Annotated in this window: 19 protein-coding genes and 2 tRNA genes; 14 read left to right on the top strand and 7 right to left on the bottom strand. The window is 72.2% G+C overall.

Annotated elements, in window-relative coordinates; all coding sequences use genetic code 11:
- Positions 1–104: 104 nt before the first annotated feature.
- Positions 105–932, bottom strand: a complete 828-nt coding sequence (locus PVE36_RS16185) for an ATP-binding cassette domain-containing protein (protein WP_346780634.1) — start codon at positions 930–932, stop codon at positions 105–107.
- A complete protein-coding gene (locus PVE36_RS04705) occupies positions 929–3,634 on the bottom strand; it encodes an ABC transporter ATP-binding protein (protein WP_346780617.1) in 2,706 nt (901 codons plus the stop codon). Before PVE36_RS04705 ends, PVE36_RS16185 begins: the two co-directional genes overlap by 4 nt.
- Before the next feature lie 442 nt (positions 3,635–4,076).
- On the opposite strand from PVE36_RS04705, the gene ilvD reads away from it, so the two are divergent.
- The gene (gene ilvD / locus PVE36_RS04710; protein WP_277454891.1) at positions 4,077–5,918 is read left to right on the top strand and encodes a dihydroxy-acid dehydratase; all 1,842 of its coding nucleotides are present in this window, start codon (positions 4,077–4,079) and stop codon (positions 5,916–5,918) included.
- A gap of 47 nt (positions 5,919–5,965) precedes the next feature.
- On the opposite strand, the gene PVE36_RS04715 is transcribed toward ilvD, so the two are convergent.
- A complete protein-coding gene (locus PVE36_RS04715; RefSeq protein WP_277454893.1) occupies positions 5,966–6,211 on the bottom strand; it encodes a hypothetical protein in 246 nt (81 codons plus the stop codon).
- 129 nt (positions 6,212–6,340) lie between these two features.
- On the opposite strand from PVE36_RS04715, the gene PVE36_RS04720 reads away from it, so the two are divergent.
- From PVE36_RS04720 to PVE36_RS04745, 6 genes are all read left to right on the top strand, one after another.
- Positions 6,341–8,194, top strand: coding sequence for an MFS transporter (locus PVE36_RS04720; protein ID WP_277454895.1), 1,854 nt, complete (start codon positions 6,341–6,343; stop codon positions 8,192–8,194).
- A gap of 76 nt (positions 8,195–8,270) precedes the next feature.
- On the top strand, positions 8,271–9,314 hold the full coding sequence (locus tag PVE36_RS04725; RefSeq protein WP_277454897.1) for a 3-isopropylmalate dehydrogenase: 1,044 nt from the start codon (positions 8,271–8,273) through the stop codon (positions 9,312–9,314).
- Positions 9,315–9,374: 60 nt separating this feature from the next.
- Entirely contained in the window at positions 9,375–10,475 is a 1,101-nt protein-coding gene (locus tag PVE36_RS04730; RefSeq protein WP_277454898.1) for a branched-chain amino acid aminotransferase, read from the top strand.
- Entirely contained in the window at positions 10,454–11,284 is an 831-nt protein-coding gene (locus tag PVE36_RS04735) for an HAD family hydrolase (RefSeq protein WP_277454899.1), read from the top strand. The genes PVE36_RS04730 and PVE36_RS04735 overlap by 22 nt, the downstream gene beginning before the upstream one ends.
- A 319-nt stretch (positions 11,285–11,603) precedes the next feature.
- Complete coding sequence (gene cimA, locus PVE36_RS04740) at positions 11,604–13,187, top strand: citramalate synthase (protein ID WP_277454900.1); 1,584 nt, start codon at positions 11,604–11,606, stop codon at positions 13,185–13,187.
- A 59-nt stretch (positions 13,188–13,246) separates the two neighbouring features.
- Positions 13,247–13,945 carry a GAF and ANTAR domain-containing protein gene (locus PVE36_RS04745; protein WP_277454901.1) on the top strand — a complete coding sequence of 233 codons (699 nt, stop codon included), beginning with the start codon at positions 13,247–13,249 and terminating at the stop codon, positions 13,943–13,945.
- A gap of 61 nt (positions 13,946–14,006) precedes the next feature.
- Here PVE36_RS04745 and PVE36_RS04750 read toward each other — a convergent pair whose 3' ends face one another.
- On the bottom strand, positions 14,007–17,450 hold the full coding sequence (locus PVE36_RS04750; RefSeq protein WP_277454902.1) for a bifunctional proline dehydrogenase/L-glutamate gamma-semialdehyde dehydrogenase: 3,444 nt from the start codon (positions 17,448–17,450) through the stop codon (positions 14,007–14,009).
- Positions 17,451–17,531: 81 nt separating this feature from the next.
- On the opposite strand from PVE36_RS04750, the gene PVE36_RS04755 reads away from it, so the two are divergent.
- Both PVE36_RS04755 and PVE36_RS04760 read left to right on the top strand, forming a co-directional pair.
- Complete coding sequence (locus PVE36_RS04755) at positions 17,532–18,683, top strand: helix-turn-helix domain-containing protein (protein WP_277454903.1); 1,152 nt, start codon at positions 17,532–17,534, stop codon at positions 18,681–18,683.
- 78 nt (positions 18,684–18,761) lie between these two features.
- Positions 18,762–19,487, top strand: a complete 726-nt coding sequence (locus PVE36_RS04760) for a TetR/AcrR family transcriptional regulator (protein WP_277454905.1) — start codon at positions 18,762–18,764, stop codon at positions 19,485–19,487.
- 108 nt (positions 19,488–19,595) lie between these two features.
- Here PVE36_RS04760 and PVE36_RS04765 read toward each other — a convergent pair whose 3' ends face one another.
- Together PVE36_RS04765 and PVE36_RS04770 are read right to left on the bottom strand one after the other, a co-directional pair.
- Complete coding sequence (locus tag PVE36_RS04765) at positions 19,596–20,483, bottom strand: DUF1353 domain-containing protein (RefSeq protein ID WP_277454907.1); 888 nt, start codon at positions 20,481–20,483, stop codon at positions 19,596–19,598.
- Positions 20,480–21,403, bottom strand: a complete 924-nt coding sequence (locus PVE36_RS04770) for a 3-methyladenine DNA glycosylase (RefSeq protein WP_277454909.1) — start codon at positions 21,401–21,403, stop codon at positions 20,480–20,482. The genes PVE36_RS04765 and PVE36_RS04770 overlap by 4 nt, the downstream gene beginning before the upstream one ends.
- Positions 21,404–21,556: 153 nt before the next feature.
- On the opposite strand from PVE36_RS04770, the gene PVE36_RS04775 reads away from it, so the two are divergent.
- From PVE36_RS04775 to PVE36_RS04795, 5 genes are all read left to right on the top strand, one after another.
- Positions 21,557–22,330: a fumarylacetoacetate hydrolase family protein gene (locus PVE36_RS04775; RefSeq protein ID WP_277454911.1), complete on the top strand. Its 774-nt coding sequence runs from the start codon at positions 21,557–21,559 to the stop codon at positions 22,328–22,330.
- 9 nt (positions 22,331–22,339) lie between these two features.
- Entirely contained in the window at positions 22,340–22,675 is a 336-nt protein-coding gene (locus PVE36_RS04780) for a YnfA family protein (protein WP_277454912.1), read from the top strand.
- A gap of 71 nt (positions 22,676–22,746) precedes the next feature.
- Positions 22,747–24,288: a glutamate--tRNA ligase gene (gltX, locus tag PVE36_RS04785; RefSeq protein WP_277454913.1), complete on the top strand. Its 1,542-nt coding sequence runs from the start codon at positions 22,747–22,749 to the stop codon at positions 24,286–24,288.
- A 95-nt stretch (positions 24,289–24,383) separates the two neighbouring features.
- Positions 24,384–24,455, top strand: a tRNA-Gln gene (locus tag PVE36_RS04790).
- A 100-nt stretch (positions 24,456–24,555) separates the two neighbouring features.
- Positions 24,556–24,628, top strand: a tRNA-Glu gene (locus PVE36_RS04795).
- A 97-nt stretch (positions 24,629–24,725) separates the two neighbouring features.
- On the opposite strand, the gene PVE36_RS04800 is transcribed toward PVE36_RS04795, so the two are convergent.
- Positions 24,726–25,475 carry an IclR family transcriptional regulator gene (locus PVE36_RS04800; protein ID WP_277239974.1) on the bottom strand — a complete coding sequence of 250 codons (750 nt, stop codon included), beginning with the start codon at positions 25,473–25,475 and terminating at the stop codon, positions 24,726–24,728.
- Positions 25,476–25,481: the final 6 nt, after the last annotated feature.

Consider the following 25,481-nt stretch of genomic DNA (forward strand, 5'->3'; position numbering starts at 1 on the left):
GTCACCCCCGCGGTCGGGCCCCGAGGGGGCGCCCACCGGCACACCAGCCGGGGCGCCCCCTTCGTCGTGCCGACTGCGGACAGAGGCCGAAGGGGGCACCCGGCTCAGCCGGCGAGGTGCCCCCACCGCGGGGCGAGCGACTCCCACGGACCGGAGGCGGCGACCCGACCGGAGACGAGCACGACGACCCGGTCGGCCGCCTCGAGGGCGGCTCGCTTGGAGGTGGCGCCGATGACGGTCGCGCCCCGCTCGCGCAGGCCGTGCCACAACGCGATCTCGGTGGTCGCGTCGAGCGCGGAGGAGATGTCGTCGGCGAGCAGCAGCTCGGCCTCGGTGGCCAGCGCCCGGGCGAGCGCGAGTCGCTGCACCTGGCCGCCGGACAGGCGCACGCCGCGGTGGCCGACGAGTGACGTCGGCCCGCCGGCCGAGGAGACGTCCTCGGTGAGGCGGGCGAGCTCGACCGGCGCGTCGAAGGGACGCTCGTGCCCGAGCAGGACGTTGTCGGTGAAGGTCCCTGACAGCACCCTCGGCACCTGCGCGACGTGGGCGACCCGGCCGGGGCGCAGCTCGCGCTGCGGGTCCTCGATCTCGCGGCCGTTCCACCGCAGCGCGCCACGGTGGTCGACGAGCCCCGCCAGCGACGCGAGCAGGCTCGACTTGCCTGACCCGACCTGCCCGACGAGCAGGACGAGCTCCCCGGCCGAGACCGTCAGGTCGACGTCGCTCGCGCCGATGGTGCCGTCGTCGTGGACGACGGTCAGACCGCGCAGCTCCAGTCGCGTCAGCGGCTCGCGCGCGCCCGCCACCGGCGCGGGTGCCGCGCCCGTGACGAGGTCGACGCCCTCGGGCAGGTCCATCAGGTCGGCGCCCCCGGCGAAGCGGGCCGTCTCGACCTGCCACGCGCGGGTGCCGGGTGCCTCGGTGACGATCATGCTCGCCACCCGCCCGAACCAGTCGAAGCCCGCGACCGCCCCGGAGACGAGGATCGCGGTCGCCAGGCCCCAGCCCCCGGCGACGTGGATGGCCCACGCGGCGACGACCCCGCACTGGACCATGACGAGGGGCACGGCGTCGAGGACGGCCTGGACCCGGTGCTCCTTGACGGCGGCCGCCACGCGCCCGTCGTCGACCCGGCGCAGGTGCCGGCGGACGAAGGGGTCGCTGCCGCCAGCTTGATCGTGCGCACCGACTCGAGCGCCGAGACGACCGCACGACCGAATCGGGCCCGCGCGGTGGAGGCGGCGGCCGCCGACCGTCCGGCCACCGGCCGACCGAAGGTGGCGGCGAGTGCCGAGACCGACATGACCGCCAGGAGCACGGCGCCGGCGACCCAGGTGCCGGCGAGCACCGCCGTGACGACCGCGATCGCCAGACCGTTGAGGAAGTCGACCCACCGGTCGGCGTAGCGGGCGTAGCGGTCGGCGTCCATCGAGCGCGCGACGACCTCGCCGGGAGGCGTGCGGGGGAGGCGCTCGCTGCGGGTCTGGCCGATGAGCACGGACATGCGCGTGCGCAGCATGACCTCGATCCACCACCGGGGGTAGCGCGCGAAGGCCTCGGCGGTGATGAACGGGACGACGAGCAGGCAGAGCACGAGCAGCACGGTCAGGGCCGTGGGCGTACGTCCGTCCTGCAGTGCCTCGGCGGCCTTGCCCCAGACGAGCCCGGTGATGGCGCCCTGGGCGCCGAGGAGCGAGAGGGCGAGGAAGGCCAGCGCCCCGACGATGCCCCAGGCCGGCTTGACCGAGAGGGCGTGGACGATCCCGCGGGCGAGCGAGGGGCCGTCGCCGATCTCGGGGGCGACCGGTGGGGTCGTCGTCCGGCGGCGGCCACCGACCGGGTCGAGGTCGGCGTGCTCCTCCGGCCCGTGGGGTGGGGGCGCCGCGTCGGTCTCGGTGCGGCTGTCGAGGAGCAGGTCCCGGAAGGGGCCGGGGGTGTCCGCGAGCTCGGTGCGGCGCCCCTGCTGGATCACCCGGCCGTGGTCGAGCACGACGAGGTGCGGCGCCCGCTCGATGGTGTTGAGGCGGTGGGCGATGAGGATGCCGGTGCGCCCGACGAGCAGCCGGTCGGAGGCGGAGACGACCCGCCGCTCGGTGACGGGGTCCATGCGCGCGGTGGCCTCGTCGAGGACGACGACGCGCACGTCGCGCACGAGCAGCCGCGCGAAGGCGACGAGCTGCTCCTCACCGGCGGACAGGGTCGTGCCGCCCGGCCCGAGCAGCGTGTCGAGACCACCGGGCAGGCCCTCGACCCAGTCGGACAGGCCGAGCTCGACGACCGCGGCCTCGACGTCGGCGCGGGGGGTGTCGTCGAAGAGCGCGATGTTGTCCGCGAGGGTCCCCGCGACGATCTCGGTGCGCTGGGTGACCACTCCGACGTCGGTGCGCAGCAGCTCCAGGTCGATGTCGCGCACGTCGACGCCGCCGACGAAGACGCTGCCGCGCGGGGGCTCGATCGCCCGGGAGATGAAGGACGCGAGGGTGGACTTGCCCGACCCGGTGCGTCCGACGAGGGCGACCGTCTCACCGGCCGGGCAGGAGAAGGTGACGTCGCGCAGCGCGAAGCCGCCCTCCCCGTAGGAGAAGTCGAGGCCGCGTACCTCCACGTCCAGCTGCGCGCCCGTGGGGACGGGGGCGCCCCCCTTCGGCTCCGGCTCGACGGCGAGCATCTGGCGCAACCGGATCACCGCGCCGAGCCCGGCCTGCAGGTCGGGCAGGTGGTGCGAGAGCTGGGTGACCAGACCGACGAACGTCGAGGTGACGATGAAGAGCGTGACCAGCTCGCCGACCGAGAGCGACCCGCCGACCGTCAGCGCGATCCCCGCCACCCCGATGCCCGCGAGCAGCGTGTGCAGCAGCAGGCCGGCCCGACGGGCCAGCCGGGCCTCCACGGCGACGACGTCGCGGAAGCGTGCGTGCACCGCTGCGGTGAGGCTGGCCAGACGCTGGACCATGTGCGCCTGGCCCAGGCTGGTGCGCAGGTCGTCGCGCCCGGCGATGCCCTCCTCGAGCGCGCTGGCGTGGTCGGTCCAGGCCATCTCCTCGATGACCTTCAGGCGGGAGATCTCGCCCAGCAGCGGCCGGATCGCGCCGCCGGTGACTGCGGCGAGCACGGGGAAGAGGAACCACGCCGGCCACCAGGTGATGCCGGCGACGATCCACATCGGCACGACCGAGAACGCCGTGCGCGCGAACATCCAGATCTGCCACCGCATGAGGTTGCCGACCTCGTGGGTGTCGTCGTCGACCCGGTCGAGGATCTCGCCGGCGGCCTGCTCCGAGAGCGTGGCGACCGGCTGGGCGAGGGCCGCGTCGAGGAGGTCGTCGCGCAGCACCCCCTCGGCCCGGTCGGACAGACCGACCCAGACGACCTTGCCTGCGTTGTCGACCAGGGCACCACCGACGACGAGGAGCGCGAGCAGCTGGACGAGTCCGGTGGTGGGGTCCTCCGCGAGGCGACCGATGACGACCGTGCCGAGGGTGAGCGAGACGGCGGCGATCGCCGAGCAGACCAGCGCTGCGGCGGCCGCGGGTGAGCGCATGCGACGCCAGTCGACGGTGCGCTCGGGCGGCGTCGGGGTGGAGGCGGAAGGGGGAGTGGCGGCTGTGGCGGTCCGCTCGAGGGTCTGGGTCATGACGTGTCAAGGGTATGTCCGCCCACCGACACGGCGCCTCCCCATTTCGGGCCCGAGGACTTCGGGCACGACGGCGGGAGCCCCGCCCCCGTCCGAGGGGTGGACGGGGCATTCCGGCCAGTGGGCGCACCGGCGTACCGTCGAGGCAACGGCGGCCCACCCGGCCGCCTCCCACCGCAGCGGCACCCCCACCCACGTCGTGCCCGGCAGCAGCATCACCGCACGCACGTCACCCGAGGAGCCACCATGAGCGAAGAGACCATCGAGGTCCGCCGCGCCCTGCAGGAGAGCCTGGACCGGCGCGAGCAGGGCGGTCACTGACATCAGCTGACACAGCCAGTTTCCGCATGACGGACCAGACCGCCCCCGCCGCACCGGCCGGGGGCGGTCTGGCGTGTGAGACGCCGTATCACCGACCGGACGGGCGAACTACGGTGAGCCCATGCCTGAGCTGCGTTCCCGAACCACCACCCACGGTCGCAACATGGCCGGTGCCCGCGCCCTCTGGCGCGCGACCGGGATGGGCGAGGGTGACTTCGGCAAGCCGATCGTCGCGATCGCCAACTCCTTCACCCAGTTCGTGCCCGGGCACGTGCACCTGAAGGACATGGGCCAGCTCGTCGCCGGTGCCATCGAGGAGGCCGGGGGAGTGGGCAAGGAGTTCGACACGATCGCCGTCGACGACGGCATCGCGATGGGACACCACGGCATGCTCTACTCGCTGCCGAGCCGCGAGGTCATCGCCGACTCGATCGAGTACATGGTCAACGCGCACTGCGCCGACGCCCTCGTGTGCATCTCGAACTGCGACAAGATCACGCCCGGGATGCTGCTGGCCGCGCTCCGGCTGAACATCCCGACCGTCTTCGTCTCCGGCGGGCCGATGGAGGCCGGCAAGGCGATCATCGGTGCTGATGGAACCGCCGCCACCCGTCTCGACCTCGTCGACGCGATGGTCAAGGCCGTCGACGAGAACGTGAGCGACGAGGAGATCACCGCGATCGAGCAGTCGGCCTGCCCGACGTGCGGTTCCTGCTCGGGCATGTTCACCGCCAACTCCATGAACTGCCTCACCGAGGCGCTCGGCCTCTCGCTCCCGGGCAACGGCTCGACGCTGGCCACCGCGGAGGCACGCCGCGACCTCTTCCTCGACGCCGGCCGCCTCGTCGTGGACCTCTGCCGCGACTACTACGACGGGGACGACGAGTCGGTCCTGCCGCGCTCGATCGCGACGAAGCCCGCCTTCGCCAACGCCATGCGCCTGGACATCGCCATGGGCGGCTCGACCAACACGATCCTGCACCTGCTCGCCGCGGCGCAGGAGGCGGAGGTCGACTTCGACCAGCACGACATCGACGCCCTCTCCCGCGTCACCCCGTGCCTGGTCAAGGTCGCGCCGAACTCCAGTGACTTCTACATGGAGGACGTCCACCGCGCCGGTGGGATCCCCGCGATCCTCGGTGAGCTCAACCGCGGCGGCATGCTCGACACGGGCGTGCGGGCCGTGCACAGCACGAAGCTCGACGAGTGGCTCGCCGACTGGGACATCCGCTCGGGCACCGCCACCGAGCGGGCCAAGGAGCTCTTCCATGCCGCTCCGGGCGGGGTGCGCACGACCGAGGCCTTCTCCTCGACCAACCGCTGGACCAGCCTGGACACCGACCCCGAGAACGGCTGCATCCACTCCGTCGACCACGCCTACTCCAGCGAGGGCGGCCTGGCCGTCCTCACGGGCAACCTCGCCCCGGACGGCTGCATCGTCAAGACCGCGGGGGTGCCCGAGCACCAGTGGACCTTCTCCGGGCCGGCGCGGGTCGCCGAGTCCCAGGAGGCGGCCGTGGAGATGATCCTGTCGAAGCAGGTGCAGGAGGGCGAGGTCGTCGTCATCCGCTACGAGGGCCCCAAGGGCGGTCCCGGCATGCAGGAGATGCTCTACCCCACCTCCTACCTCAAGGGCACCGGCCTGGGCCCGAAGTGCGCACTGATCACCGACGGCCGCTTCTCCGGTGGCTCCTCGGGCCTGTCCATCGGGCACGTCTCCCCGGAGGCCGCCGCCGGCGGGGCGATCGGGTTGGTGCAGGACGGCGACGTCATCGAGTTCGACATCCCGGGTCGTCGGGTCAACCTCCTCGTCGACGACGAGGAGCTGCAGCGGCGCCGCACGGAGCAGGACGCGAAGGGGTGGGCCCCGGTCTCCCGTGACCGTCCCGTCACCGCCGCGCTGAAGATCTTCGCGAAGTTCGCCCAGTCCGCCGACAAGGGCGCGGCGCGCAAGGTCGACTGACCCGGGACCTGGTGGTCACCGCCCGTGGGCGGCGGCGTGTGCGTGCGTCACTCGCCTCGTGGGCGACGCAGGCTCCGCCAGAGCCGCAGCGGCAGCAGACCGATCAGCGGAGCCCGCTTGCCGAGGTCCTGGTTGTCCTGCCGGTCGAAGGCGGCCGCATAGCGCCCGGCGGCATCGGCCGAGTCGTAGGTCTTCGATCCCCCTTCGCCGCAGCCGCGCTCGCACTCCCAGCGCAGGACGGGTCCCTCGGCCCGGAAGCGCAGACGATGGCCGAGCACGCGACAGGTGAACATCTGCTCAGTTTACGGACGGGCGCCCGGGGGTAGCCACGGTGCATGTCTCAGGCGGTACAGACAGGCACCATCGAGACCCAGGTGCCATCACGGCTCGATCGTCTTCCCTGGTCGAAGTTCCACTGGCGTGTGGTCATCGGACTCGGTGCGGTGTGGATCCTCGACGGGCTCGAGGTCACGATGGTGTCCTCGGTGGCGGCCCGGTTGACCGAGGAGGGCAGTGGGCTCAGCCTCTCTGCCGGTCAGATCGGACTCGCCGGGGCCATCTACATCGCCGGCGCATGCCTGGGAGCACTCTTCTTCGGCCAGCTGACCGACCGGCTCGGGCGCAAGAAGATGTTCATCGCGACGCTGCTGGTCTACCTCGTGGCCACGGTGGCGACGGCATTCGCCTTCGCGCCCTGGTTCTTCTACCTGGCGCGGTTCTTCACCGGCGCCGGCATCGGTGGCGAGTACGCGGCGATCAACTCGGCGATCGACGAGCTGATCCCCGCCCGGGTGCGCGGACAGGTCGACCTGGTCATCAACGGGTCCTACTGGCTGGGCGCGGCCATCGGGGCCGGGTCGGCCCTGTTCTTCCTCAGCGACGTCTTCCCCACCTGGCTCGGCTGGCGGGTGGCATTCGCCGCCGGAGCGGTCCTCGGGCTGGCCATCCTCTTCGTCCGCCGCCACGTGCCCGAGAGCCCACGCTGGCTGTTCATCCACGGCCACGAGGACGAGGCCGAGCGGATCGTCGACGAGATCGAGCGCGAGGTCAGGCAGGAGACCGGCGAGGAGCTGTCCGAGCCGGAGGACACGCTGACGGTCCGCCAGCGCAGGGCGATCCCGTTCCGGATGATCGCGCGCACCGCCTTCAAGCTCTACCCCAAGCGCACCGTCCTCGGTGTGGCCCTGTTCGTCGGGCAGGCCTTCATCTACAACGGGATCACGTTCAACCTCGGGACGCTGCTGAGCACCTTCTTCGGGGTCGCGTCCGGGCTGGTGCCGATCTTCATCATCATCTGGGCACTGAGCAACTTCCTGGGCCCCGTCCTGCTGGGGCGCTTCTTCGACACGGTCGGTCGGATCCCGATGATCGCCGGCACGTACCTCGGGTCGGCGCTGCTGACCATCCCGCTGGCCATCCTGTTGATGAACGGGGCACTCAACCGGTGGACGTTCATCGCCTTCATCGTGGCGATCTTCTTCCTCGCCTCCGCCGGCGCCAGTGCTGCCTACCTCACCGTGAGCGAGGTCTTCCCGATGGAGACCCGCGCCCTGGCAATCGCGTTCTTCTACGCGCTGGGGACCGCCATCGGCGGAACCGTCGGGCCCCTGCTCTTCGGTCGACTCATCGGTACCGAGGAGGCCGTGTTCGTCGCCGTGGGCTTCTTCATCGCGGCCGGTGTCATGGCACTGGGCGGAGTGGCCGAGATCTTCCTCGGCGTGCGGTCCGAGCAGGCGAACCTGGAGGACATCGCCCAACCGCTGACGGCCTCCGAGGCGGAGGAGGAGTCCGATGAGTCCGGGGAGTCCGAGGAGGCCGGGAAGTCCGGCGACGAGTCCACGTCCGCGGACACCGCAGCTGCCCCGCGTCACCATCGGCCGGAGGTCGAGGACGGGGTGCCGGACGACGACGAGCGTGCGCGTGACCGGGCCGAGCTCGACGAGCGGGTGCGGGAACGGGCCCGCCGGCGACAGGTCCGGGAGACCACCGGCGGGCGTCGGTACCGACCCGGCCCAAGCGCGGCCCTGTCCTCCTCCCGTACCGGGGGCGTGGACCCGGTCCGAGCAGCGAGCGCGGATCGTGCTCTGGACCGCGAGATCGCCGCGATCGCCGCGGCGCTGGACGAGCACGGTGCCACCGAGCGCAGGGAGCTCGTCCGTCTCGTCGGGGCGCGCTACTGGGGCCCGGGGCGTTTCGCCAGGGCGCTGGACGCCGCCCTCGACGAGGGTCGCATCCGGAGGGTGTCGGGCCGCACCTACGGACCGGTCGGCGAGTAGCCCGGCCGACAGCAGCCCCCTGTCCGCACTGCAATACAGCCCGCCCACATCGCGGACCGCGGCCTAGCCTGAGCACATGACCGACGCACCGCAGGACAGCTTCGACATCGCCGTCATCGGCGGGGACGGGATCGGCCCCGAGGTGGTGGCCGAGGGACTGAAGGTCCTGGCCGCGTCCGGGGTGACGGTCTCCACCACCGAGTACGACCTCGGCGCCCAGCGCTGGCACCGCACGGGGGAGACCCTGCCGGACTCGGTCGTCGAGGAGATCCGCGGGCACGACGGGATCCTGCTCGGGGCCATCGGCGACCCGACCGTCCCCTCCGGCGTCCTCGAGCGCGGGGTGCTGCTCCCCCTTCGCTTCGCGCTGGACCACTACGTCAACCTGCGCCCGGCCAAGCTCTTCCCGGGGGTGACCAGCCCGCTGTCGAGCGAGGTGACCGACAAGGGCCTCGACTTCGTCGTCGTCCGCGAGGGCACCGAGGGCCCGTACGTCGGCAACGGTGGAGCGCTGCGCGTCGGCACCCCGCACGAGGTCGCGACCGAGGTCAGTGTCAACACCCGCTTCGGCATCGAGCGCGTGGTGCGGGACGCCTTCGCCCGCGCGCAGGCCCGCCCGCGCAGGCACCTGACCCTCGTGCACAAGCACAACGTGCTCACCCACGCCGGTCACCTGTGGCGACGCACCGTCGAGGAGGTCGGCGCGGAGTACCCCGACGTCGAGACCGCCTACCAGCACGTCGACGCGGCGACGATCTTCATGGCCACCGACCCGGCGCGCTTCGACGTCATCGTCACCGACAACCTCTTCGGTGACATCATCACCGACATCGCGGCCGCGATCGCCGGTGGCATCGGCCTGGCCGCCAGCGGCAACATCAACCCCTCCCGCGAGGCGCCGAGCATGTTCGAGCCGGTCCACGGCTCCGCACCGGACATCGCCGGGCAGGGCAAGGCCGACCCGACAGCGGCGATCCTCTCCGCGGCGATGCTGCTGGAGCACCTCGGTCGTCCCGAGGACGCGCGGCGCGTCGAGGCCGCGGTCGCCGCGGACCTCGCCGAGCGGGCCGGTGAGCGGTCCACCTCGGCGATCGGTGACGCCGTCGCTGCCCGTTTGTGATGTGGTGCACAGGGAGGACTACCCTGCGAGGACCCGAACACCTGAGGAGTCGAGTCACCGATGACCGCTGAGCTCACCTTCGCAACCACCCGCCGCGAGGACCCCCTGCCTGCTGCCGAGCGCGAGACGATCCTCGCCAACCCGGCCTTCGGCACCACCTTCACCGACCACATGGTCACCGCCACCTGGACGAAGGCGACGGGCTGGCACGACGGTCAGGTCCGCCCCTTCGGGCCGCTCTCGCTCTCGCCCGCCGCGGCCGTCCTGCACTACGCGCAGGAGGTCTTCGAGGGCATGAAGGCCTACCGGCACGCGGACGGGTCCGTGTGGACCTTCCGGCCGGACCGCAACGCCGCCCGGATGGCCCGCAGCTGCGAGCGCCTCGCGCTGCCGGTGCTGAGCGAGGAGGACTTCATCGGCGCCATCCGCGCGCTCGTGGAGACCGACAAGGCGTGGGTGCCCGACTCCGGCACCGGTGAGTCCAGCCTCTACCTGCGCCCCTTCATGTTCGCCTCGGAGGCCTTCATCGGCGTCCGCCCGGCCAACGAGGTGACCTTCTCCGTCATCGCCAGCCCGGCCGGTGCGTACTTCCCCGGTGGCATGAAGCCGGTCAACCTCTGGTTGAGCACCGACTACGCGCGCGCCGGCGAGGGCGGCACGGGTGCCGCGAAGTGCGGTGGCAACTACGCCTCGTCCCTGGCCGGTCAGCTGGAGGGCGCCGCCCAGGGGTGCGACCAGGTGGTCTTCCTCGACTCCTCGACGCACACCTACATCGAGGAGCTCGGCGGGATGAACCTCTTCTTCGTCATGAAGGACGGTCGTCTGCGCACCCCGGCGCTCACGGGCTCCATCCTCGAGGGCGTCACCCGCGACTCCATCCTCGAGCTCGCGCCCGACCTCGGGCTGCAGCCGGAGGAGGCCCGCATCGGCATCGACGAGTGGAAGGACGGCGTCGCGTCCGGCGAGATCACCGAGATCTTCGCCTGCGGCACCGCCGCCGTCGTCACGCCCGTCGGCGAGCTGCGCTGGGAGGGCGGGTCCGTCGCGTCCACCGCCGGTACCGAAGGGGGAGAGGTCACCCGATCCATCCGCCAGGCCCTGCTGGACATCCAGTACGGCGTCGCCGAGGACACCCGCGGTTGGATGACCCGACTGGCCTGAGGCGCGGCACCCCGCGCCTGATCGCGACCGACCTCGACGGCACGCTGCTGCGCTCGGACGGCACCGTCTCGAGGCGGTCCGTCGCCGCCCTGCGCGGTGTCGCCGAGGTCGGTCTCGAGACGGTGCTCGTCACGGCCCGCCCGCCGCGGTGGCTCGACGAGCTCGCGGACGTCGTCGGTGCCCGGGGTGTGGCGATCTGCGGCAACGGCGCCTTCCGTTACGACGTCGCGCGCCAGCGGGTCTTCCGGGAGCGGACGATGGCCCGGGACGTCGTCACCGAGATCGTGCGCGACCTGCGCGAGCAGGTGCCCGGTACCGGCTTCGCCGCGGAGCGCTCGACGGGGCTGGCTGCGGAGAGCATGTTCGCCGCGATCCACGACCATCCCGAGGACCTCGTGACGACGTCGGAGATCGAGCTGCTCCGGGATGCGGCGGTCGGCAAGCTGCTCGCCCGCAACCCGCACCTGAGCGACGAGGAGTTCATCGAGGTCGCGACGCAGGTCGTGGGGGACCGGGCGATCGTCGCCTTCTCCGGGGCGGGTGGGCTCGCGGAGATCTCCGCGCTCGGCGTCACCAAGGCGGCGGCGCTGCGCGAGTGGAGCGACGAGCTCGGGATCGTGCCCGAGGAGGTGTGGGCCTTCGGGGACATGCCCAACGACCTGCCGATGCTGCAGTGGGCCGGGCGCTCCTTCGCCGTGGCCAATGCCCACCCGGACGTGCTGACTGCGGTCACCGACCACTGCCCGGGCAACGACGAGGACGGCGTGGCCCGGACCCTCGAGATGCTCCTCGACGGTCTCGGTCCGTGAGCCCAGCCAGTCCACATGCCGGACAGCAGCGAGGCGACGGGTGCGTGCAGTGGGACAGTGACGACGTGATGCCTCTGATGATGTACCGCGCCGCCACCGCGGCCGAGCTCATTATCTAGGCGCGACGAGCCACCTGCTCGTCGCGCAGACCTCCCGCACCCGGGGGGTCTTTGCTTTTGTCGAGGAGCAGCCAGCGGGCCGGAGTCGACGAGGCATCGGGTCCGGAGCATCACCCTCGCGAAGGACCGGCGCGACGTGCAGGTGTCACCCACCGACCTCGGCGACACGCCCCCTTCGCCCCGTCCGACGGAGAGCACCGATGAGCACCGGATTCCACGTCTACGACACGACCCTGCGCGACGGCGCCCAGCAGGAGGGCATCAACGTCTCCGTCGCGGACAAGCTGGCCATCAGCCGTCTGCTCGACGAGCTGGGCGTCACCCACATCGAAGGGGGTTGGCCCGGGGCCAACCCCAACGACACCGAGTTCTTCGCCCGGGCCCGGGACGAGTTGGACCTGCGCAACGCCACGCTCGCCGCCTTCGGCGCGACCCGCAGGGCCGGCGTCGATGCCGCCTCGGACCCGCAGGTGCAGGCGCTGCTCGACTCTGGCGCCGAGGTGATCACCCTCGTGGCGAAGATGCACCCCGGCCACGTCGAGCGGGCGCTGCGCACGAGCGTCGCGGAGAACCTCGAGATGATCCGGGACACCGTGGCCCACCTGCGCTCCCACGGACGCACGGTGATGGTCGACGGCGAGCACTTCTTCGACGGCTACCTCCTCGACCGCGACTACGCGCTGGCCTGCGTCACGGCCGCCCACGAGTCCGGCGCCGAGGTCGTGGCCGTGTGCGACACCAACGGGGGCATGCTGCCCGGCCAGGTGCGTGCCGCGGTCGCCGACGTCATCGCGGTCACCGGTGCGCGTCTGGGCATTCACTGCCACAACGACACCGGGTGCGCGGTCGCCAACTCGATGGCCGCGGTGGAGGCGGGGGCCGACCACGTCCAGGGGACGATCAACGCCTACGGCGAGCGCACCGGCAACGCCGACCTGATCACCGTCGTCGCCAACCTCCAGCTCAAGCTCGGCATGGACCTCGTCGAGCCCTACCGGTTGCAGGACGCGACCCGCATCGCCCACGCGGTGAGCGAGGTGACGAACTTCCCGCCCTTCTCCCGCCAGCCGTACGTCGGCTCGGGGGCCTTCGCGCACAAGGCCGGTCTGCACGCGAGCGCGATCAAGGTGGACCCGGACCTCTACCAGCACATCGACCCCAAGTCGGTCGGCAACGACATGCGCATGCTCGTCTCCGACATGGCCGGCCGTGCGACGGTGGAGCTGAAGAGCCGCGAGTTCGGCGTCGACCTCGCCGGTGACGACGCGGCGCTGTCCCGCGTGCTGGCCAAGGTCAAGCAGCTGGAGCGGCAGGGGTACACCTTCGACGCGGCGGACGCGTCCTTCGAGCTGCTGCTGCGTCGCGAGCTCGACGAGGAGGCGCCCGTGTACGCGGAGGTCGAGTCCTGGCGGGTCATGATCGACGCCCGAGGCGGGGAGAACGCCCTGTCCGAGGCCACCGTCAAGGCCGTCGCCGGCGGGCAGCGGATCGTCGCGACGGGGGAGGGCAACGGCCCCGTCAACGCCCTCGACCACGGTCTGCGCCAGGCGCTCTCGGTGGTCTACCCGGAGATCGAGGGGCTGGAGCTCATCGACTACAAGGTGCGCATCCTCGACGCCGCGCACGGCACCGACGCCACCACCCGCGTGCTCATCGAGACGAGCGACGCACACACGTCGTGGACCACCGTGGGCGTCGCCGACAACATCGTCGAGGCCTCGTGGGAGGCGCTCCTCGACGGTGTCACCTACGGGCTGATGCGCGCCGGGGTCCCCGCCCGCTGACCCGGGTCTACGCTGGAACCGGTACCCGGCGCGCGGGACTGCCGTGATGCGGAGGAACCATGACCCACGAGTCCCTGCTGGCCGAGGCGCTCGTCGAGGCGGCTCGCGAGATCAACACCCCCCAGGACCTGGAGGGCACGCTGGACGGCATCGTGCAGGCTGCCGCGCACTCGCTCGAGGACATCGACCACGTCGGCATCTCGATCGTCCACCGGAGGGGCGACATCGAGACGAAGGCCGGCACCGACCAGCTGGTGTGGGAGCTCGACGCACTGCAGTACTCCCTGCGCGAGGGGCCCTGCGTCCAGGCGGTGGAGTCCGACTCGGTCACCGTCGCGAACCGGATGCGCGACGAGACGCGGTGGCCCAACTTCGTGCCCCGCGCGGTCGAGATGGGGGTCCGGGCGCAGATGGGCGTGCGGCTGTACGTCGAGCCGGAGACGCTCGGCGTGCTCAACCTCTACGCCACCGAGAGCGACACGATCGATGCCGAGGTGGTCCACACCGCGGAGCTGTTCGCCGTCCACGCCGCCATCGCCCTGGGGCGGGCTCGGCGCGAGGAGCAGCTCGGCGAGGCCATCGCCACGCGCAAGGCGATCGGCCAGGCGGTCGGGCTGGTGATGGAGCGGTACCGGATCGACGAGGACCGCGCGTTCCAGTTCCTGGTCCGCGTCTCCACCACGAGCAACATCAAGATCCGTGACCTCGCCCAGGAGCTCATCGAGACCGCCAACGGCACCTACCGTCCCGGGTCGTAGGCCGCTCGACCATCGGGGTCGCAGATGATCGAGCGGCCGGGGGGACGAGGCCGCCGCACCCCTACGACGTCGTGACGTGCCCGAAGCGGTGGCGCGTGGTGCTCACCGCCTGCTCGCGCAGGAAGGGCAGCAGCTCACGCCGGCCGGTCGCGAGGACCGGCCCGGTGATGACGTCCACTCCTGCGGCGACGAGGTCGTCGACGAGCGCGGGTGCATCCGTCCCGACCAGGCGCACCCGGGCGTGCTCGACCCGCCCGGCGCGGGCGAGGAAGGCCGCGTCGTCCTCGGCCTCGACCTGGACGTGGCCGAGGCTCCCGGGGAGCTTCAGCGCCGGGTCGGCCGACACGAGCACACCCGCCCCGGTGAGGGTGGCGGCGGCGGCGAGGCGCACGACCTCGGCGACGGTGGCACCGGCCCCGGCGCGCACGAGCACGTTCGGGTGCGGCCGGTAGCGGAAGACATTCGTCTCCACGACGAGTGCACTCTTGTCGTGCTCGACACCGAACTCGAGCGCCCACGCGGCGGCGTCGCTGGAGATCGCCGCCTCGATCCACGGCCGGTCCGCGTCGGGCACGGTCGAGCCGAGTGCTGCGAGCTGCGCGTCGACGGTGCGGCGCACCGCGGACGAAGGGGTGGTCCCGTGGGTGGGGAGCCCGTCGGCACGCCAGGTGCCCAGCTGGGCCACGTAGTTCGGCCCACCGGCCTTGGCGCCCGGCCCGATGGAGGAGGACTTCCATCCACCGAAGGACTGGCGCTGCACGATGGCCCCGGTGATGTGCCGGTTGACGTAGCCGTTGCCGACCTCGACGGCGTCGGTCCAGTGCCGGATCTCCGACTCGTCGAGGCTGTGCAAACCCCCGGTGAGGCCGAAGTCGGTGGCGTTCTGCAGCTCGATCGCCTGCTCCAGCGAGTCGGCCCGCATCAGGCCGAGCACAGGGCCGAAGACCTCGGTGAGGTGGAAGAAGGACCCGGGGGCCACCCCTTCCTTGACTCCCGGCGACCACAGGCGACCGGTGTCGTCGAGCTGCCGGGGCTCGACCAGCCAGCTCTCACCGGGCTCGAGGGTGGTCAGCGCGCGCAGCAGCTTGTCGCTCGGCGGCTCGATGACCGGCCCCATCCGGGTGCCCAGGTCGCTGGGCCAGCCCACGGCGATCGAGCTGACCGCGTCGACCAGCTGGCGGCGGAACCGCGGGGAGGTGGCGATGGACCCGACGAGGATGCCGAGCGAGGCGGCCGAGCACTTCTGGCCCGCGTGCCCGAAGGCCGAGGAGACGAGGTCGGCGACGGCGAGGTCGATGTCGGCCGAGGGGGTGACGACCAGGGCGTTCTTGCCCGATGTCTCACCGAGCACCCGGGCGCCCTCCTCGCGCCCGGCGCGCCACCCGGCGAAGAGCCGGGCCGTCTCGCTCGCGCCGGTGAGCACGACCGCGTCGACGTCCTCGTGCGAGACGAGGCGCTGACCGACCTCGTTCTCCTCCGTGCGCACCACCTGGAGCACGTCGGTCGGGACACCGGCGGCGTGCAGCGCGGCGACGGCCTCCTCGACGCACCCGGGCGTCTGCGGTGCCGGCTTGATGATCACGGCGGAGCCGGCGGCGAGGGAGGCGAGGACACCACCGATCGGTATGGCGACCGGGAAGTTCCACGGCGGGGTGATCAGCGTCAGGGCGAAGGGGGTGAACCGTGCCCCGTCGGCCATCGGCCCGTCCTCGAGCTCGAGGGCCCGGTCGGCGTAGTAGCGCGCGAAGTCGACGGCCTCGGAGACCTCGGGGTCGGACTCGGCGATGGTCTTGCCGGCCTCGGCGGCCATGACCGCCACGAGGGCCTCGCGGCGCGCGTTGAGCTCGCGGGCGGCGTCACGCAGCACCGCGGCGCGCTCCTGCGCGGGACGCGCGGCCCAGCCCTCGTGCGCCGCACGCCCGGTGGCGACGACCTCCTCGACGTGGGCGATGACGTCCAGGTGCCGCGAGGTCAGCTCGGGCATCGGCTGGGCGACCGCCCGGGCGGCCCACTCCCGGTGCTCGGCCAGGGCCGGGTCGGCGTCGGGGGTGTTGGCGAAGGTGTCGCCGATCGTCGCGGGCTCGACGGGCCGGCGCGGGCCGGTCGGGGTCGTCCCGATGGCCCCGACGCTCGCGCGGAAGCGGGTCTCCTGGTCGGGCATCGCGGCCGAGTCGTCGGAGAAGAAGGCGTGCAGGTAGTTCTCCGGGGAGGCGTTCTCCTCGAGGCGGCGCACGAGGTAGGAGACGGCGGAGTCGAAGTCCTCCGGTGCGACGACCGGGGTGTAGAGGATGACCGTGCCGACGTCGTCGCGGACCGCGCGGGCCTGCGCCGGCGACATGCCCTGCAGCATCTCGATGTCGAGGGCGTCCTCGACGCCGCGGGACTGGGCGAGCAGGTGCGCGCTCGCGACGTCGTAGAGGTTGTGCGAGGCGACCCCGATACGCACCCCGGCAGCGACGCTGTCGGCGCGCAGGGCGCGCTCGACGCAGCGCAGGTAGTTCGCGTCGACGTCACCCTTCGTCGGGTAGGGGGCCTGCTCCCAGCCGTGCATGACCGCCTCGACCTTCTCCATGGCGAGGTTGGCGCCCTTGACCAGGCGGATCTTCACACCCGCGCGGCCCTGGGCCCGGCGCTCGGCGGCGAAGGCGATGAGGCGCTCCATGGCGGGCAGCGCGTCCGGCAGGTAGGCCTGCAGGACGATGCCGGCCTCGAGGTCGTGGAAGTCCGGCTCGGAGAGGATCGCCATGAACAGCTCGAGCGTCATCTCCAGGTCGCGGTACTCCTCCATGTCGAGGTTGACGAAGGCGTGCGGGGTGGACGCCTTCGCCGCGGCGTAGAGGGGGCGCAGGCGCTCGACGCAGCGCTCGACCGTGCCGGGGGTGTCCCACACGCTGATCTGGCTGACGAGCGAGGAGGCCTTGATCGAGACGTAGTCGACGTCGCCGCGCTCGAGCAGCTCGCGGGTGCGCCGGGTGCGGGAGGCGGCCTCGTCCTCGCCGAGGACGGCCTCGCCCAGCAGGTTGATGTTCAGGCGGAACCCGTCCTCGCGGGCAGCGGCGAGGTGCCGACCAAGGGTCGGGTCGTTCGCGTCGACGAGCAGGTGGCCGACCATCTGCTTCATCCGCGCGCGGGCGGCGGGGACGACGACCTTCGGCGCGATCCTGGCGACCGTCGCGCCGAGGCCGAGCAGACCGCGGTCGACCGGGCCGAGGAAGGAGGTGGCGTCCGCGGCGGTGATCTGGCTGAGCGCATTGGCCGCGGCCTTGTCGTCCTCGGGGCGGGCGACACGGTCGACGAAGAAGACGGCCAGGTCCAGGCCACCACCCGCGTCGGAGAGGAGCGCGGCCAGCTGGCCGGTGGTCTGCGCCTCGCGCTTGGTCTGCCCGGCGTGGGCGGCAGCGGCCCAGCGCTCGGCGAGGGCGACGGCGTCCTCGACGAAGGGGGTCAGGGCTGCGGTGGCCGGGTGGGCGCCGGAGGCGGTCGTGGTGTCGGGTGCCGTGGTCATCCTCCGACGGTAGGGCGGCCGGGTGTGTGGCACCACAGACAACTGCCACCTCTTGGGCGAAGGGGGTCATACACTTGTCCAATGGATCTGCAGGAGCTCGTGGACGAGGCCTCGGCGATCCTCGATGCTCCCGTGACGCTCGAGGATCGCGGGCTGCGCCTGCTCGCCTTCGCCGCCCACGACGCGGGTGCCGACCACGTCCGGGTCGAGACCGTCCTGGGCCGTGGTGCCGGGCAGCGGACGCGGGAGTGGTTCGAGTCCTTCGACATCGCCCGGGCGCGCGGGCCGGTCCACGTCCCTGCGCACCCGGAGCGGGAGATCGCCGCGCGCCTGTGCCTTCCGGCGCGCGCCCGTGGCGTCGTCCGCGGCTACCTGTGGGCGGTGGAGCCGCCGGAGGGTCTGGCGCCCGAGCGCGTACGGGCGGCCCAGGCCCTCGCGGCCCGTGCGGGCGAGGTCCTGGCCCGGGCCACCTCGCGCCGGCGGGAGACCGAGCGACTGCTGCTCGACCTCCTCGAGACGGGTGCGGAGGGGCGGGGTGGCATCGCGCGCGAGCTCGCCGACGACCTCGCGATCGCGAGCACCGCGAGCGTCGTCTGTGCCGTCCTCGGCGGGGCGCCCGGTGTGCGCCTGCAGGCCGACCAGGTCCACGGGCCCGGGGGAGTGCCGCGCGACGTCGGGGTCGCCGAACGCTCCGGGGACCTCGTCCTGCTCGTCCCGACCGAGGGACCCGGCTCGCCGGTGAGGGACGTCGTCGAGTCCGCGATCACCGCCCTGGCCCGTCTGGGCCTGCCCGAGGTCGTGGCGGGCGTCGGGGACGAGGTACCCCTGCGTGAGGCGGTCGTCTCGGACCGGCGGGCCCGCGCCGCCCTCCGCGTCGTGCGTCCGAGGGACCGGACGCAGCCGAGCGGCCCGGCCGCCACCCGGGTGCACGCCTGGGACGCGCTCGGGGTGACGCGGCTGCTCGGCGGCCGCGCCGCGGACGAGCTCGTCGAGGCCGTGCGCACACCCGCGGCCACGGCGCTCCTGGACGGCCCCGAGGAGCTCCTCGAGACGGCGTGGGTGTACCTCGAGGAGGCGGGGTCCGTCGCATCGACGGCCGCCCGCCTCGGTCTGCACCGGCAGAGCGTGTACCACCGGATCCACCGCATCGAGGCGCTCACCGGGTTGGACCTCTCGCGCGGACGCGACCGACTCGAGCTCCATCTCGCCCTCGTCGTCCTGCGCACGACATGAGCCGGTGCCGGTGCAGCACCCCTTCGGCGAAGCGGCATAGACTCGGCCGGAACCCTGCTCCCTGTCAAGGAGGTAGCCATGGTCGATGCCGGATCGGAACCCGACCGGGTCGGCATCACGCGACGGGAGCGGATCCAGGAGCGTGCGCTGGGTGAGATCCTCGACGCCGCGCGCGAGGAGCTGCGCCTGCACGGCCCGAGCGGGGTGACCATGCGGGCCGTGGCGCGGGCGGTCGACATGACCCCCTCGGGCCTCTACCGACACGTGTCCGGGCACGACGAGCTGCTCGGCCTGCTCGCCGTGGACGCCTACGAGGGGCTTGCCTCGGCGATGGCCCGGGCGCGCGCCAGCGCACCGGAGTCGGACCACGCCACCGCGTGGTACCGCGTGGCCATGGCCATGCGCCAGTGGCACTTCGACCACCGGTCCGAGTACGAGCTGCTCGTCTCGCCCCGCCTGATCACCGTCGTGCCGGACCGGCTGCAGGCCGCCGCCGGCGGGGCCATGGAGATGCTCGCGCGAATCGTCGCCGACGCGATCGAGTCCGGACAGCTCGATCCGCAGGCATCGGCCTTCCCGGTGACCTCGGCGCGCGGGAGCGAGGACGTCCCGGCGGCGGCACGCTCGATCGCCCTGTCCGCGCTGGCCTCGCTCGCCGGGCACGTCGGCTTCGAGGCCAGGGGCTTCCTCGCGGAGAGCGACATGGACCCGCAGGAGTACTTCAGCGCCTACCTGCGCGGGCTGATGAAGCTGATGGGATTCGTCGTCGAGCCCGGCCCGCTCGTCATGCCCGAGCTGCACTGACCCGTACCTGCCCAGGCCCTTGCGCAGGGGGCGATTCGCAACTGCTTAGGCTCTTGCGAAGGGGACGGTCTCGCAACTGCTTGGGCTCTTGCGAAGGGGGCGGTGCGTTCAGAGCGCGCCGACGAAGACGACGAGCGCAGCGACTGCCATGACCGCGGCCAGGGCCAGCGCGACGGTCGGTGCCCGTGCGCACAGCCACTCGAGCGCGCGGTAGAGACCGGTCAGGGCGGCCACCGCGAGTGTCACGTGGAGCAATAGCGCGAGGGCCGTGCCGGCGATCATCCCGGCGGTCCGGAACCGTCCCCACAGCTGGGCGAGGACCAACGGGATGGCGATCGCCCCGGCGGCCCCCGTGGCCAGCCGCATCCCCAGGGCACCCTCACCCATCCACGGGACACCACCGACGAGGGGCAGGTCGAGGTCGACGAGGTCCGCCGTGGTCCACAGCCCGAGCACGGTCAGCACGACGAGGGAGCCGACGGAGGCCACGCGCCAGCGCCAGGTCTGCGCGCGGGACCACGTCCTGTCGCCCCGGACCATGACGGCCAGGGTGACCGCCGTCCACATCAGCCAGCGACGCACGAGCCCGGCCCCGGTGTCGGCCATGGCGTCCCGGAAGACCCGGTTGGCTTCCTCGACGTCGACCTCGATGCCCCGGGTGCTGAGGTACGCGGGCGGCTCCGGGGGCCAGCTGACCAGCCCGTCGTGGAGCAGGGCCGCCGGCAGGTGGTGACCGCTGCGGGGGATCAGCCACGCGAACACCGACGGCACCGAGGCCAGGTCGGTGGTGAAGGTGCTCGGGTCCGCGGGGACGAGCAGCTCACCCAGCTCGCGGTCGAGGTAGGCGATGCGTCGCACCATCCGGAAGTCGTCGGGCTCCTCCATCTCCGCCGTGCGCTCCAGCGCGACGACCGGGGGAGCGCTCGGGTCGGGGGCCTCCTCGAGCGTCCCCCCGTCGTAGAAGCGTCGGACCTGTGGCGCCAGCTGGTGTGTCACGCCCCCAGCGTGGCAGCGGACGGTGACGACCGGGTGCCGGCACGGGCGGAGAGGTCGTCGAGGACGTCCAGGAGGCGGCGTCGCAGCGCGTTGGAGCGCGCCGTGAACCCGCGCTGCCGCTCCACGTACTCGGCCTTGCCCGCCGGTGTCTCGATCGCCACCGGTGCGATGCCGACGTCGGACAGGTCGTACGGCGAGGCGGCCATGTCCAGCTCGCGGATCTCCCGGGCCAGCTCGAAGGCCGCGAGCGTCAGACCGGACGGGACCGCGGGGGCGAGCTTGAAGCACCACTTGTAGAGGTCCATCCCCGCGTGCAGGCAGCCCGGCTGCTCGAAGGCCACCTGGTCCTCGCGGGTGGGGCGAAGGGAGTTGCGCCCCACCGCGTCCGGGGTGAAGAAGCGGTAGGCGTCGAAGTGGCTGCACCTGACCCGGTTGCGCTCGACGACGGCATCCGTCTCCTCCTGCGACAGGCGGAGCGGGAGCTGCTCGTGGCGCTGCTCGCCCGGGGCGAGCCGGTAGACCATCGCCCACTCGTGCAGGCCGAAGCAGTCGTGCGTCGCGGGGCGCGACAGCGTCGCGCCGAGCAGGCCGTGCACGAAGCCGAGGGCGCGCCCCCTTCGCTCCACGACGGAGTCGATGTCCAGGCGCGCAGTGCCCTCCTCGTCCACGACGTACCCGGGACGCCCGCCGTACACGTCCGCCGCGTCGGCCAGGGCCGTGCCGGCGCCCGGGTGCCACCTCCGCAGGTGCGTGGGACGGTGGCGGTAGTACTCGAAGAGGAAGTCCTCGACCGGGTGGCGCTCGCCGCGCTGCCGTCGCTCCCGGTGGCCGGCGGTCAGTCGGTCGACGCTCTCCGAGTGCTCCTCGGCCAGCGCGAGCCACTGCGCCCGCGGAAGCGTCCTCTCGACCGGCGTGCCCACCCGACCACCGTAGATCCCTGGTCCCGAGGCTCCGGCCGCGGGCGGCCTGCGCGCCTCGATCACCGGGTTCTGACATGTCCCACGCTCCCTGAGGCGTGAGTCCGCGAAGCGGGCGAACCTCGAAGGGAGGATCCGATCGCCTAGTGTGGCGCTGTGCGCATCGCGAGGTACACGGAAGGTGACGAGCCGGTCTACGGGCTCGTCGACGGTGGCGGGACGAAGATCGCCGAGGTGAGCGGGGACCCGCTCTACCAGCGGATCGAGCTGACCGGGAGGACGACGACGGTCGACGAGGTGCGGCTGCTCGCGCCGGTCATCCCGCGCAGCAAGATCATCGGTATCGGACGCAACTACGCCGACCACGCGGCGGAGATGGGCAACGACGTCCCCGAGGAACCGCTGATGTTCCTCATCCCCAACACCGCGGTCGTCGGGCCGAACGACCCCGTCGTCATCCCGCCGTCGACCTCCGAGGTCCACTACGAGGGTGAGCTCGCCGTGATCATCGGGCGGATGTGCAAGGACATCTCGCCCGAGGAGGCGAAGAAGGTCGTCTTCGGCTACACGATCGCCAACGACGTCTCCGCCCGCGACCTGCAGCGCGGCGACGGCCAGTGGGCCCGGGCGAAGGGCATGGACACCTTCTGCCCGCTCGGGCCGTGGATCGAGACCGACCTCGACCCGCAGGACGTCTCCGTCGTCACCCGCCGCGACGGCGAGGTCGTCCAGGACGGGCACACCCGCGACATGGTCCACCAGGTCCTCGACCTGATCAGCCACTGCTCCAAAGCATTCACCCTGCTGCCCGGCGACATCATCCTCACCGGTACCCCGGCCGGGGTCGGGCCGGTCGAGGCGGGACAGCGCGTCGAGATCGAGATCGAGAACATCGGGACGCTGTCCAACCCCTTCGTCGCCGCGGAGTGAGCGACTGACGTGGACGTCGCCCGCTCGGTCCCGCTCTTCGTCCTCGCCGCGCTGCTCGAGATCGGCGGCGCGTGGCTGGTGTGGCAGGGGCTGCGCGAGCACCGCGGCTGGCTGTGGATCGGCGCGGGAGTCGTCGCCCTCGGGCTCTACGGCGTCGTGGCCACCTTCCAGCCCGATGCGCACTTCGGGCGCATCCTCGCCGCCTACGGCGGGGTCTTCGTCGCCGGCTCGCTGCTGTGGGGGATGGCCGTCGACGGCTTCCGGCCCGACCGCTGGGACATCACCGGCGCGCTCGTCTGCCTCGTCGGCGTCGCGCTGATCATGTACGCGCCGCGCTCGGCCTGAGGAAGGCGGGGGTGCCCCCTTCGCCCTCCGGCGCGGGCGGCGTCCCGGCGCGGCGATACGATCGGCCCATCATGAGCAGCTCCTCCGCAGACCCCACGTCCACCGCCCCGCGACTGCGTGTCGCCCCCTCGCCGACGGGGGACCCGCACGTCGGCACCGCCTACATGGCGCTGTTCAACCTCGCGTACGCGCGGCAGCAGGGCGGCTCCTTCGTCCTGCGCATCGAGGACACCGACCGGGCGCGGTTCAACGAGACGAGCGAGCAGCAGCTCTACGACACCCTCGGGTGGCTCGGCCTGACCTGGGACGAGGGCCCGGACGTGGGCGGCCCCTACGCGCCGTACCGGCAGAGCGAGCGGCTGGACACCTACCGGCCCTACGTCGAGAAGCTCATCGAGGACGGGCACGCCTACCACTGCTGGTGCTCCAGCGAGCGGCTGCAGGCGATGCGCGAGAAGCAGCAGAAGCTGAAGCTGCCCACCGGCTACGACCGCATGTGCGTCGGCAAGACGAAGGAGGAGCGGGCCCAGCTCGAGGGGTTCAACGAGACCCCGGTCGTGCGGATGCTCGTGCCCGACGACGCGCCGACGACCTTCGAGGACGTCATCCGCGGGACCGTCTCGGCACCCGTGCCCGACGACCAGGTCATCCTCAAGGGCGACGGCTTCCCGACCTACCACCTGGCCGTCGTCGTCGACGACCACGAGATGGGCATCACCCACGTCGTGCGCGGTGAGGAGTGGATCTCCTCCACGCCCAAGCACGTGCTGCTGTACCGGTGGCTCGGGCTGGAGCCGCCGAAGTTTGCGCACATGCCGCTGCTGCGCAACCAGAACAAGTCGAAGATCTCCAAGCGCAAGAACCCCGAGGCGCGCCTGACGTGGTTCTCGGAGCAGGGGTACCTGCCCGAGGCCGTCGTCAACTTCCTCGGCCTGCTGGCCTACCCGCCGGCGAAGGGGGAGAGCGGCGAGGACGTCGAGAAGTTCACCATCGATGAGTTCACCCGCGTCTTCGCCTGGGACAAGGTCAACACCGTCGGTCCGATCTTCGACCTGAAGAAGCTCGACTGGCTCAACGGCGCGTGGATCCGCGGCCTCGAGCTGGACGACCTCGCCGCGCGGCTGCTGCCCTTCCTGCAGGCCGACGGCGTGCTCGGCGACAACCCCGGGCTGGGTGAGCTCGCGCGGCTGAAGAGTGTCACCGAGCAGATCCAGACGCGGATCAACCTGCTCACCGAGGCGACCGCGCTCGTGCGTCCGTTCTACGTCGCCGACGCGGAGCTGGAGATCGCGGAGGACGCGCGCCAGGTACTGAAGGACACCGCGGGCGAGGTCCTCGACGCCGCGCTCGCCGCGCTCGAGCCGCTCACCCTGCCGGAGGGTGCGCTCGGGGCGAACCGCGAGGGCAACCAGTGGCACGCCGCCGAGATCGAGCGGGTGCTGCGCGAGGCGATCGTCGACGGGATGGGCATCAAGCCGCGCCTGGCCTTCGGTCCGCTGCGCACGGCCGTGTCGGGGCAGAAGGTCAGCCCGCCGCTCTTCGAGTCGATGGAGATCCTGGGCAAGGACTCCACGATCACCCGCCTGCGGAACCTGCGCGCGTCGCTGGCCTGAGCCCCGATTTGGGCGGGGCGTCTCGGGCCGGGTAGTATCACCACTCGGTTCACAGGCCGCGCGGACTTCGGTCCGAAGGGTCGGTGATACCCCCTTGGGGTATGGTGTAATTGGCAACACGGCTGATTCTGGTTCAGTTGTTCTAGGTTCGAGTCCTGGTACCCCAGCGCTGAGAGCGGTTCTGCCGCTCGATTTCGGAGAAGAGCCCCCTTGTGGGTAAGGTTCTCTCCGTTGCCCAGCCGGTCGGCCGGTCGGGAAACAGCAGATGGCCCCGTTGTGTAGTGGCCTAGCACGCCGCCCTCTCAAGGCGGTAGCGCGGGTTCGAATCCCGTCGGGGCTACATCGAGCAAGGCCCCCGTTCCTCGGAACGGGGGCCTTTGTCGTGTGCAGGCGGGCGGATCGACACGGGCCGATGGGCGAAGGGGGCGCCCCCTTCGTCACTCGGTGTCGCGGTCGGCGGCCTCGGCCGCCCGGGCGTGCTTCTCCAGCACCTCGGTGAGCTTGTTGGCGCCGGCGATGACGGTCGCGGCGTGCAGGCGGCCCGGCTGGCGGGAGAGGCGCTCGATGGGTCCGGAGATGGACACGGCGGCGATGACGCGGCCGGAGGGGGAGCGCACCGGGGCGGAGACCGAGGCGACGCCGGCCTCGCGCTCACCGACGCTCTGCGCCCACCCGCGGCGGCGCACGCCGGAGAGCATGGTCGCGGTGAAGGCGGCCTCGACCAGACCGCGGTGCAGCCGGTCGGGCTCCTCCCACGCGAGCAGCACCTGCGCGGCGGAGCCGGCGTGCATCGTCAGGGTCGCGCCCACCGGGATGGAGTCGCGCAGCCCGACCGGGCGCTCCGCGGCGGAGACGCAGACGCGGTGCTCGCCCTGGCGGCGGAAGAGCTGGGCGGACTCGTTGGTGTGGTCGCGCAGCGCGCCGAGGACGGGACCGGCGGCGACCAGGAGCTTGTCCTCACCGGCGGAGGCGGCGAGCTCGCCCAGGCGCGGGCCGAGGACGAAGCGTCCCTGCATGTCGCGTCCGACGAGCCGATGGTGCTCCAGCGCGACGGCGAGCCGGTGCGCCGTCGGTCGGGCCAGTCCGGTGGCAGCGACCAGCTGCGCGAGGGTCGACGGGCCGGCCTCGAGGGCCCCGAGCACGACGGCGGCCTTGTCCAGGACGCCCACTCCACTTCCGTTGTCCATGGAGTG

This window comes from Janibacter sp. DB-40 (genome assembly GCF_029510815.1).
Classification (GTDB): domain Bacteria; phylum Actinomycetota; class Actinomycetes; order Actinomycetales; family Dermatophilaceae; genus Janibacter.